Raw genomic sequence first — 11,005 nt, forward strand, 5'->3', positions numbered from 1 at the left:
TCCTGTGGATGAATCGCCCTGTGGACAACCTGTTGGCCGATCAGTGGATCGACTGTGCCTCAGAGCGAGCCGGACTGTTTGAGCTCCAGGTACTCGTCGGCCAGCGCCTCGGCCAGTCGATCCGGCGCGGCGGCGACCACCGCCACCCCGCGCCTGCGCAGGGATTCCCGCACCAGCGCTCGCTCGGCCAGCACCGTCTCGGCCGCCGCGGCGGCATAGACGGCATCGGCGGTGGAGCGGTCCCGCGCGGCCGCGGCGATCTCGGGATCGGTGACCGACACGATGAGCACCCGATGCCTGCGGGTGAGGGTCGGCAGTGCGGGGAGCACCTGCTCGGTAACCGTTGGGCCGTCGAGCGCGGTGAACCAGACGATCAGCGCGCGCCTGCGGACCCGCGCGAGCACCGTGCGGACGAGTCCGGTGGTATCGGTATCGACGAGGCGCGCAGTCACCCCGGCCATGGTGTGCATGAGCCGCAGCGGCAGCTGATTGCCGCTCACCCCGCTCACCTCGGCCCGCACCTGCCGGTCGTAGGCGAGCAGATCCACCGTGTCGCCCGCCGCCGCGGCCAGCCCGCCGAGCAGTAGCGCCGCCTCGATCGAGGAATCCAGGCGCGTGCCGTCGCCGACCCGGCCCGCGCTGGCCCGCCCGGTGTCGAGCACCATCAGCACATGCCGGTTGCGTTCGGGCCGCCAGGTGCGTACCAGCACATCGGCGGCCCTTGCGGTGGCCCGCCAATCGATGCTGCGCACGTCGTCGCCAGCCACGTACTCCCGGAACGAATCGAATTCGGTGCCCTGCCCACGGGTGTTGGCCACATTGCGGCCCTCGAGCTGATGCAGCCGCTTCACCTTGGACCGCAACAGCCGTTCACTGCGGAACGCGGGCAGCGCGCGCACCCTGGCAGGCACCACGACGCGGGACTGCCGGCCGGCCAGCCCCAGCGGTCCGAGCAGCCGCAACGTCACCGGACCGGCGACCCGATCACCGCGCGAGGTGGGAACGAGGCTGGTGCGCAGCCGCATCCGGGTGTGTGGCGCGAGGGCGAATTGATGCGCGCGGCCGTCGGCGCGCGCACTGCCCGGCCAGGAATCCCACAGCGTGCCGCGCGCGGTGGCGGTACCGGTGTTGGTCACCACCAGTTCGACCTCGGTGCCGCGGCCGAGCCGCACGACCGTCAGCGGATCGCGGGTCAGGGCCAGCGCATCGGCACGCGCGGTGCGGGCCACGTCGAATGTCGCGAGCGCGCACAGCAGCGCGGTCGCGCCGAGCACCCCGATAGCCGACGGCACGACGAACATCACCAGCGCCGCCGCCACCGTGGCGAGCAGCGCGAACCGGCCTGTGACAACCACCGCTACACCGGAACCGGCACCGAGATCAGCAGCGACGAGAGCACACCCTCGCTGCTCACGCCGTCCAGCTCGGCTTCCGGGCGCAAGCGCAGCCGGTGCCGCAGCACCGGCACCGCAACGGTTTTCACGTCGTCGGGGGTGACGAATCCACGCCCGTTCAACCAGGCGAACGCCCGCGCGGCCGCGAGCAGCGCCGTAGCGCCACGAGTGGAAGCGCCGTGCGCGACGGCAGGCGAACTGCGAGTGGCCCGGCACAGGTCGACGATGTAGGCCAGGACCTCGGGACTCACGGTCACCTGCGCGATCGCGGCGCGGGCCGCGGCGATGTGTTCCGGCCCTGCCACCGGTCGCAGTCCCGCCGCGCCCAGATCGCGCGGGTCGAATCCGCTCGCGTGCCGCTGCAGGATGCGGAACTCGTCGTCGCGGTCGGGCAGCCGGATGTCGACCTTGAACAGGAACCGGTCGAGCTGGGCCTCTGGCAGCGGGTAGGTCCCCTCCTGCTCGATCGGGTTCTGGGTGGCGACAACCACGAACGGGTCGGGCAGCGGCCGGGGCCGACCGTCCACCGAGACCTGCCGCTCCTCCATCGATTCCAGCAGCGAGGACTGAGTTTTCGGTGGGGTCCGGTTGATCTCGTCGGCCAGCAGCAGATTGGTGAACACCGGGCCCTGCCGGAAGGTGAACTCCGCCGAATGCGGATCGTAGATCTGCGAACCGGTGACATCGCCCGGCATCAGGTCAGGGGTGAACTGCACCCTGGTGTGCTCCAGCGCGAGCGAGGTGGCCAGCGCGCGCACCAGCAGCGTCTTCGCCACGCCGGGAACGCCTTCCAGCAACACGTGGCCACGGCACAGCAGGGCGAGCACCAGATACAGTACGGCCTGGTCGTTGCCGACCACCGCCTTGCCGATCTCGGTGCGCAGCGCGGCGAGCGCCGCACCCGCCTCCGCCGCGCTCGGCGTCTTCTGCAGGACTGTGTTGTCGGTCATCCGAGCTCCGTCTCGATCCATTCGAGTTGTGCGGCAACGTAATACAGCGTGTTCTCGTCCAGCACGGCACCGAACAGGACGGTGCCGACCTGCTGGGGTGATACGCCGAGGCGGGTCGCGGCCCGCGTGACGAGCTGGTCGTCGGTGAGCTCGCCCTGGCCGAGGCGGGGACGGATCCGGCGCAATGTCGCGGCGCGCAGCGTCGACGCGACATGGGCGTAGTCGCCGGAACGGCGGTACAGGCCCGCCTGGCCGGCGAGCAGTTCGTTGGCGGCCACCTCGACCGGGCGCGGTTCGCCGACCAGCGCGCCGCGCCTGCGGCCACGCCACCACATCAGCACAACGAAGGCGATCAGGAACTGCAGGCCGCCGAACGCCAGCCAGCCGGGCAAGCGGGTGAAGATCGAATCCTTGCCGGAGCCGAAGTCGGGATCGAAGCCGTCGGGCCGATCGGGGAGATCCGGTGGTGGCGGTGGTGGCGGATCGGGCGCGATCGGGGCTCCGCAGGACTGCAACGAGGCGTAGAGCAGCACCCCGATCGCGAGTATCGCGGCCAGCGCGGCCCAGAAACGAGGATTGCGCAGCAGCCCTGGCAGCGGAGGTAGCCGCCTGCGCCGCGTCGGCCCCTGCTCGGCGATCTCGATTTCCACCGGCTCGGCGACCGGCGGCGGGGCCGACCGCGAGTAGCGGTCGAGGTATTCGAGCCTGCGGTACTCGTCCTCGGTGGCGGTTCGGCCGCCGTACACGACCTCGTCGAAACTGCGTGCCGCCGGGTGTAATTCGGTGGACTCTTCCAGCGGCAACGCGGTGGTGGCGTCGTCGGCGGTTTCCTGCGCGGTGCGTGAACGCCGGACCGGGAGGGTGCCGCCCTGCTCGAGCGCGCGCAGCACCGCGCGGAACCGTTCGCGCAGCGCACTCGTGTAATCCCGGCGCGCCGCCGCGTTCTCGGCGGCCATCCGATGCTCCGCTGCCGCACCGAGGTTGGGCGGCGGTGGCGTCAGCTGTGCTGCACCGAGAGGAGCCGGCGTAGCAGCCGGTACCTGCGCCTCGGTGCCGGCCTGCCCAGCGATGGCGGGCGGCGGTGGCGGGCTGCCCGGCGGCTCGTTGCCCGGAAACTGGTTGTCGCTCATCGTGACCCGCCTGGGATTCGGATATCCATCCCCTCGCGCACGCAGCGCCGATCGACATAGCAGAGCACCCGGCTCGTCGCCTCGACGATCTCGGCCACGGTCACCGTCAGCAGCAGTCCCCCCACCACCAGGGTGAGGAACGCCCAGCGATGCGTGCCGGAGAAGTCCGACAGGAAGAACGGGATGCCGAAAACCGGCACCGCGAGCACCGCGAAGATCAGCCGCTGGGTGAGCCACAGCCCCGCCACGGTCCAGTCGGCGCCACGCACCAGTTCCTTCGACCTGGCGACAGCGACGCCGAACCCCGCCCGTTCCCCGAGGACCACCGGTTCGACGACGAACCGCCGGGCCCGCACGGACGACAGCCACAGCAGCGCCAGCGGATAGGTGATGATCAGCAGACTGCCGACCACCAGCACCCCGACTCCGGTGACAGTGAACATCAGCTGCGCTATGACGAGCGGCCCAGCCCGGCGCGCCGCGGCCCGTGCCGCCGCCACCGCACCGAATCGCACCCCACCGACATCGGCCAGCGCGATGGCCACCGTCGTCCCACGCAGAACCAGTCGCAGCAGCCACCCGAAGACCGCGGTCGCCAGCACCACCGCCCACGCAGTCCCGGTATCCGACCCGTCGGTGAGATGCGAGACCAGCCCGGTCACCCCGAGTACCCCGAGCACCGCGAGCACGAAAGCACCGCCGCCAAGCACTGCCAACGTTCGGGTATGGGCCTGGATCAGGGCGAACGGCTCGTCGAGCAGCTCGCGGTAACGCAGGGGCCGGACGGGAACCGTCGGCGGAGTTGGCTGCGGCGCGGACGCGCGTGCCGGATCGATACCCGCCCCGACGGCGCCGACCGTATCAACGGCGGGACGCACCCGGCAGAGTCTAGCTGTGTTTGTTGGAGCGCTGGCGCGCTCGAGGCTGTGTTTGTTGGAGCGCGGGCGCGCTCGAGTCGCGGCCCCCTTGGGTCCCGTCGATCAGGCACCGTTGCTTGCTCCTTCGTCGCTTGCGCAACGGCGCCTGATCGACGGGACGGGCCGCGACCGCCGCTGCGCGGCGGACCCTCCTCGGGGTCGGGTCGTGCGGGGTTGGGTTGGGTGGTGAGGCTGCGGCATTTGTTGGCGCGGTGTTGTTGGAGCGCTGGCGCGGACCCTCCTCGGGGTCGGGTCGTGCGGGGCTGGGTGGGTGTCGGGTGCGGTGGTGATTGGAGTGCTGGCCTGCTCGGGGTCGTGGGGCCGGGTGGGGTTAAGACACCGGGGGCGTTGGCGGAGCGCTAGTTCGCTCGGGTCGAAGCCTGCACGGGACGGATACGACGGCCGCGGGACCGGCGAGCCTTCCGGACGCCGGGGTGCGCACGCAGGTTCGGCGGGCTGGGGGCGCCTTGTGGGGCCGTTGCGTCGGCGGCGAGTGACACCGCGCCGGTGTCTGCCGCCAGTCAGGATCGGGGGTTGGACGCCGGGTGTGGTTCGGTGGCGGTGTTCGGGGCTGTCGACTGTTCGGACAGCTGGGGGAGGGCCAACTGGGTCGGGGCGAGGCGGCCGCGGAGGGTGACGGTGGTGCCGAGGGTCCAGTGCGCCGACTCGGCGGGTGCGGCGGCGTGCAGGGTGGTGGCGGAGGTGAGCAGGCGTTCGTCGTAGGACTTCGACAGTTCGCACAGGCGGGCGGCCTCGTTGACCGCGTCGCCGATGACGGTGAACTCGTAGCGATTGTGGGTGCCCACATTGCCCGCGACCACCCGGCCCGCCGCCACGCCGATGCCCGCGTCGAGGTCGGCGGCCTCGCGCAGCCTGCGCTGGATCGCCCGCCCGCAGGACAGGGCGGCGCCCGCGGCATCGGTCAGCGGCGCCGGGGTGCCGAACACCGCGAGCGCGGCGTCGCCCTCGAACTTGTTGAGCAGCCCGCCGTGCTGTTCCACCTCGTCGACGACGATGTCGAAGAACCGGTTGAGGATGCCGACGATCTCGGGCGCGGGCAGGGTGGCGGCCATGGTGGTCGATCCGATGATGTCGATGAACAGCGCCGCGGCCTCGGTCTCGGTGCCGCCGAGCACCGGCTGGGAGGCGATGGCCGCCATCGCCACATCGTGGCCGACGTGCTTGCCGAACAGGTCCTCGATCATGGCGCGTTCGCGCAGGCCGTGCACCATCGTGTTGAAACCGCTCTGCAGTTCGCCGAGTTCGGTGCCGTCGTAGAGCGGGATCTCGGCCGTGAGATCGCCCTTCTCCACTCTGCGCAGCGCCACGCGCACCCCCTTGATCGGCGCCACCGTCGCGGCGACGACCTGGGCCATCAGCAGCATCCCGAACAGCAGCGCGACGCCACCGAGGCTGAGCATGCACACCGCCAGCCTGGCCTTGCTCACGGACGGATCGGCCAGCGCCCACACCGCCACCGTCATCGCCAGCGCCACCGGGACGCCGACGCCGACCAGCCACGAGAGCATGGTGCGACCGAACACGCCGATACCGCGCCTGCGCTGCGGGTCTGCCCGCAGTACCCGCGCCGTCACCGGGCGCAGCGCGAACTCCACGATCAGATAGCTGTTGGCGCACACCACGATCGCCGCGGCGCCGATGGCGAGCATGACCTTCGGGATCAGCGCCGGATTCGCCACCCCGTAGGCGATGGTGATCATGACGAGCGCCAGCGTCCACAGCGCCGCTTGTTGCAGCACCATCCAGCGCGGCGCCGACACGGTGACACGCTGTTCGGCCGCGTCGGGCACGTGGTCGGGATCGGTGGCCCAGCGCATGGTGCGCAGACCGGCGACCGTGCCCCACACGGTGCCGACGGCCAGCGCGGCGATCGCGCACAGCGGCGTGAAGACGGCATTGAGCAGCAGCAGGTCTCTGGTGAACACGGTCGGGCCGGGTAGTACGAAGCCGCCGAGCACCGCGGTCATCGCGATGCCGATAAGGTTGGCGATCAGCAGCGGCACGGTGAGCAGTAGCTGCACCCGGACGCGCCGGATCGTCGACTTCTCGTCGACCGGTCCGAGCAGTGGCGAGCCCCAGGGCGCCGCGCCCGGCGATCCGTGACGGAGATTCACTCTCGCACTGTAAACCGGATCAGGGCGAAATTGCCGCACTATCGCCCAGGTCACAGACCGTGTGTTTTGCTATCCAACCAGGTAGTCGGTAATTTTGTGACCGGGTCCAGAGTGCTGAACGAGCGTGGTATCCAGCGTGGAATTCAGAGTACGAGTGTCCACTGAGTGTGGTCAGTCGGCGAGTAGCCGCGCGACCACCTTCCGGTAGCGCGCCGGATCGATCGGCGGCAGGCCGAGCAGGGCGCGCAGGTACACGCCGTCACCGACGAGGCGGATCATGTCGGCCCGGACCGGATCGTCGATCTCGGCGTCGAGATTGTCCGACCAGGAGGCGAGGGCCTCGTCGAGGGTCCGCTGGATCTCGTCGGGTGACGCGGCGTCGACGCTGCGCATGGTGGCCAGCAGCGAACGGTACAGCGCGAGTTCCATCGCATCGTCGTGCGCGGTGATGTCAGGGGTCTGCAGATACCAGGCGGCGACCGAGGTGCCTGCCGCGACCGCTTCGTCGCGCTGGGTCGTCGCTCGCTCGCCGAGGCGGCGGACCAGTCCGGCGAGCAGCGCGTCCTTGCTCTTGAAGTGGTAGAGCAGACCGCCCTTGGAGACCTGTGCCGCTGCGGCGACGTTCTCCAGTGTCACCTGGGCGACGCCGCGTTCGAGCAGCACGGTTTCGAGGGCGTCGAGGATGCGGTCGCGGGTATCGGATGCCACCACTCGACTGTACCGTCTGGACGGTATATCTGCTACTGTACCGTCTGGACGGTTTACCTACGAAGCCGACGGAAGTCGAGAAAGCCGATGAACACCACCCACGTCACCACCGGGCTCGCCCCGCGTGCCACCGCACGCGACTGGGCCGGCCTCGCCGTACTGGCCCTCGCCCTGCTGCTGCTCGCGGTCGACGCGACCGTGCTCGACCTCGCCGTGCCCGCCATCAGCGCCGACCTCGCGCCGAGCACGCCGCAGCTGCTGTGGATCATCGACGTCTACTCGTTCGTGCTCGCCGGCCTGCTGGTGGTGATGGGCAACCTCGGCGACCGGATCGGCCGCCGCAGGCTGCTGCTGATCGGCGCCGTCGGCTTCGGCCTCGCCTCCGCCCTCGCGGCCTGGTCGATGTCGGCCGAGATGCTGATCGCGGCGCGCGTGCTGCAGGGCGTCGCCGGTGCCACGCTGATGCCCGCCACGCTCGGGCTGATCCGCTCGATGTTCCAGGACGCGCGTCAGCGCACCCTCGCCATCGGCGTGTGGAGCGCGATGGCGGGCGGTGGCGCCGCGGCGGGTCCGCTCGTCGGCGGCTGGCTGCTCGAGCACTTCTGGTGGGGCTCGGTGTTCCTGGTGAACCTGCCGGTCATGCTGGTACTCGTGCTGCTGGCTCCGGTGCTCATCCCGGAATCGCGCGACCCGAATCCGGGCCGGTTCGACCTGGTCAGCGCGCTGCTGTCGATGCTCGCGCTGGTACCGGCGGTCTACGCGGTGAAGGAGATCGCGGCGCACGGTCCGACCGCGGGCGTGCTGCTGGTCGGCGTGCTCGGTGTGGTCTCCGGCGTGCTGTTCGTGCGCAGGCAGCGGAGCCTCGACGATCCGATGCTCGACCTGCGGCTGTTCGCGCTGCCCCGGTTCCGGGTCGCGGTGTTCACCAACCTGCTCGCGGTGTTCGCACTGGCGGGTGTGCTGTTCTTCGGCTCGCAGTATCTGCAGCTGGTGCTCGGCCGCTCGCCGCTCGAAGCCGGTGTCGTGATGCTGCCCGGACTGGTGGCCAGCGTGCTCGGGTCGCTCGCCGCGGCCTGGCTGGTCCGGGTCATGCGGCCCGGCGCGGTGCTGGCCGGTGCGCTGCTGGTGACCGCCGTCGGCGCCGCGGCGTTCCTGGCACTCGGCGCGACCAGCGGTGTCGAGGCGTTCGTGCTCGGCTTCGTCGGGATCGGCGCAGGCGCGGGCGTGGCGATGACGGTGTCGGCCGACCTGGTCGTCGGCTCCGCGCCGCAGGAACGAGCCGGTGCGGCCGCCGCCATCTCGGAGACGGCCTACGAGACCGGCCTGGCCCTCGGCGTCGCCCTGCTCGGCAGCACGGTGATGGCGGTGTTCCGCCGCGGCCTCGACCTGTCGCTGCTGCCGGACGACCTGGCCGCGTCGGCGTCGGGCTCGCTGAGCGGCGCGGTCGCCGCGGCGGCCGACCTGCCCGCCACCGTCGCCGACGAGTTCCTCACCTCGGTGTACGAGGCGTTCGTCAGCGGCATCCACCTGACGGTGCTCGGCATCGTCGCGGTTCTGCTGGCGGCCGCGTTCGCGGCCCTGCGGACCAAGTCGACCGCGAGCTGACACGCGGCGGGACGGTCGGCTTCCGTGGCTCGGCCGAGTGAACCGGCACCGCGCTACCCGCACACTCTTCGGTCCGCCGGTCGAGAACGAAACCACTCGAGCGGCTGGTGTGCGCTCAGCTTGTCAGCGGTACCCGCTCGCGCTGCGCTGTATCAGCGGCCGGGCGGCAACTCACGCGGATTTCCGCCGGTGAGCTCATTGCCGGTGCCTGCGCGAAGCTCACCGTGGTTCGCCGCGGGCAGGTCGTTGGCCGACCCCTCGGGCAACGCGGTGTAGCCGGGCGCGGCCTGGTACTGGCGCGGGTCCGGGTGATACCTGGTCTGCGGCGCATCGACGACGGTCGAGGCGATCTGCTGGGCGTAGGGGCTGTACTGGGCCTGCTGGGGTTGACCCGCGGGCAGGTAACCCGGCACCGGCTGACCGCCCGGCAGCTGGTAGCCCGCGGGCACCAGCTGCTGCGGTGCCGCGGAATCCTGGCCCTCCACGGTCACCTTCCGCGTGCGGCGCAGCGTGAAGGTGACCTCCTCGACCTCCTCGAAGGCCTGCCGCGCGGTGCGCAGCGGATGGGTGGCCGAGTCGATCGCATTGGCCACGAACGAGGGCACCAGCGGACGGATCCAGCGGGCGGCGGTGTCGGTGAACGGGACGGTGCCGATGATCGGCAGTTCGAGGCCGCCGCCGGTCGGCGCGGGTGCCGGCGCGGTGGGGGCCTGCTGTGCGGGGACGAGCGCCGCGCCCTGCGGCGCCCCGGCGGGCAGGGCGTTGGGCAGGTATCCGGCGGGCAGCTGTGGTGTGACGTTCGGCTCGATGGCCACGGCGTCGTCCTTTCGATGCGGCTCGGTGATCCCGAGCTCGAAACCGCCGATCGCGGCGATGATCCTGGTGCGCTGACGCTCGCGATCGATGACGGAGTCCGCCTCGATCGCCAAGCGGGTCGAGCTGAGTTCGTGTTCGGCGCGCAGCGCGGCGGCCTCGGCGCGCACCTCTGCCTGCTTCACCGCGATCGCGGCGTCGGCCTCGCGCTGGGCCCGGTCGGCGATCTCGGCGGCGTCGACCTTGCGGTCGAGCGAGGTCTCGCCGCGCCACCAGCGCAGCAGCAGCGGCAGCAGGGCGAGCAGCACGCAGGCGAGGAGGACGAGCAGGCGCAGCGCGGCCGCCCCGGCATGGTCGGTGGTGTAGCCGTTCAGCGCCAGCCAGCGGGCGCCGAGACCACGGTCGCCATCGGCGAACGCGGTCGCGCGTGCTGCGGCGAGTTCGGTGTGTTCGGCGCGCACCTGCTGGTCGAGCGGGGCTGTCCGAGCCTGCGCCGCGGTGAGCTGGGCGCGCGCGTCGTCGAGCATGTCGTTGGCGGTCCGGCTCTCCGGGCCACGGCCGGGCACCCCGGTGATCCTGGTCTGCGGGCATTCGGGCGTCGGGTTGTATTCGCAACGGGCGATCACCAGCGCGCTGTCGATATCGGCCTGGGCCTTGTCGATCGTCGCGTCGAGTGCGGCCCGCTCGGCGACCGCGCTGTCGTATTCGGTGCGCGCGGCGACGACGGCGGGCGCGTTCTCGGCGCTCGCCTGTGCCCGGACGTCCAGTTCCCGATCGACGGTCCCGCCGAGCAATACCGTCGAGGCCAGCTCGGCGACGAGTACCCCGGCCAGCACGCCGACCCCGATCCTGACCACGCTGCCGCGCCGATCGGCCGCACCGGGCCTGGTCGTGGCCAGCGCCCGCCCGAGCGCGCCCGCGGCGACCGCAGCGAGCAGCGCGAGCACGACCACGCCGAATACTCCGGCCCCGGCCGCCGCGAGCGCGGCACCGGTGCCGATCCCGGCGACCACGGCGAACAGCAGCACGGCGGCACCGGTGACGGCGTAACCGCTGTGTTCGTGGTCGAAGGCTGGATCGGTGTCCCGGCGCCACGGCGAGGCGAGACCTCCACCGAGCCAGGTGAGTGTGCCCGTCATCTGTTCTCCCCGGGTCTTGCGCTCCACTGGTCATGGCGAAACCGACATGGATTCGTTGTGTCAGCGTGACAGGCCCCCACCCGACACACCGAGCGGCACGGCTTCCCTTGTGGTCAGCTTCACAGTAGTGCGCACCCCACATCGGCGCGCGGTGAGCGGCCGGTCCCGATTACCGCCTCACCTCGGCGTGTCGTCCCCGGCGATCCGTACCTAC

Annotated in this window: 8 protein-coding genes; 1 reads left to right on the plus strand and 7 read right to left on the minus strand. The window is 71.2% G+C overall.

Going from position 1 to position 11,005, the window contains the following annotated elements:
* Positions 1–59 precede the first annotated feature (59 nt).
* The 6 genes from ACFOW8_RS03440 to ACFOW8_RS03465 form a co-directional block, all read right to left on the minus strand.
* Complete coding sequence (locus tag ACFOW8_RS03440) at positions 60–1,355, minus strand: DUF58 domain-containing protein (protein ID WP_378545282.1); 1,296 nt, start codon at positions 1,353–1,355, stop codon at positions 60–62.
* A 2-nt stretch (positions 1,356–1,357) separates the two neighbouring features.
* On the minus strand, positions 1,358–2,344 hold the full coding sequence (locus ACFOW8_RS03445) for an AAA family ATPase (protein WP_378545285.1): 987 nt from the start codon (positions 2,342–2,344) through the stop codon (positions 1,358–1,360).
* Positions 2,341–3,474: a DUF4129 domain-containing protein gene (locus tag ACFOW8_RS03450; RefSeq protein ID WP_378545288.1), complete on the minus strand. Its 1,134-nt coding sequence runs from the start codon at positions 3,472–3,474 to the stop codon at positions 2,341–2,343. Before ACFOW8_RS03450 ends, ACFOW8_RS03445 begins: the two co-directional genes overlap by 4 nt.
* The gene (locus ACFOW8_RS03455; protein WP_378545291.1) at positions 3,471–4,352 is read right to left on the minus strand and encodes a hypothetical protein; all 882 of its coding nucleotides are present in this window, start codon (positions 4,350–4,352) and stop codon (positions 3,471–3,473) included. The genes ACFOW8_RS03450 and ACFOW8_RS03455 overlap by 4 nt, the downstream gene beginning before the upstream one ends.
* A 560-nt stretch (positions 4,353–4,912) precedes the next feature.
* Complete coding sequence (locus ACFOW8_RS03460; protein ID WP_378545294.1) at positions 4,913–6,526, minus strand: adenylate/guanylate cyclase domain-containing protein; 1,614 nt, start codon at positions 6,524–6,526, stop codon at positions 4,913–4,915.
* Between the two features lie 171 nt (positions 6,527–6,697).
* Positions 6,698–7,234 (minus strand): TetR/AcrR family transcriptional regulator, encoded by a 537-nt coding sequence (locus ACFOW8_RS03465; protein ID WP_378545296.1) that lies wholly within the window; start codon positions 7,232–7,234, stop codon positions 6,698–6,700.
* Between the two features lie 87 nt (positions 7,235–7,321).
* On the opposite strand from ACFOW8_RS03465, the gene ACFOW8_RS03470 reads away from it, so the two are divergent.
* A complete protein-coding gene (locus tag ACFOW8_RS03470) occupies positions 7,322–8,839 on the plus strand; it encodes an MFS transporter (RefSeq protein ID WP_378545298.1) in 1,518 nt (505 codons plus the stop codon).
* 152 nt (positions 8,840–8,991) lie between these two features.
* On the opposite strand, the gene ACFOW8_RS03475 is transcribed toward ACFOW8_RS03470, so the two are convergent.
* On the minus strand, positions 8,992–10,791 hold the full coding sequence (locus ACFOW8_RS03475) for a DUF4407 domain-containing protein (protein ID WP_378545300.1): 1,800 nt from the start codon (positions 10,789–10,791) through the stop codon (positions 8,992–8,994).
* Positions 10,792–11,005 lie beyond the last annotated feature (214 nt).

Origin of the sequence: Nocardia rhizosphaerae (assembly GCF_042650365.1) — a bacterium.
Taxonomy (GTDB): domain Bacteria; phylum Actinomycetota; class Actinomycetes; order Mycobacteriales; family Mycobacteriaceae; genus Nocardia; species Nocardia rhizosphaerae.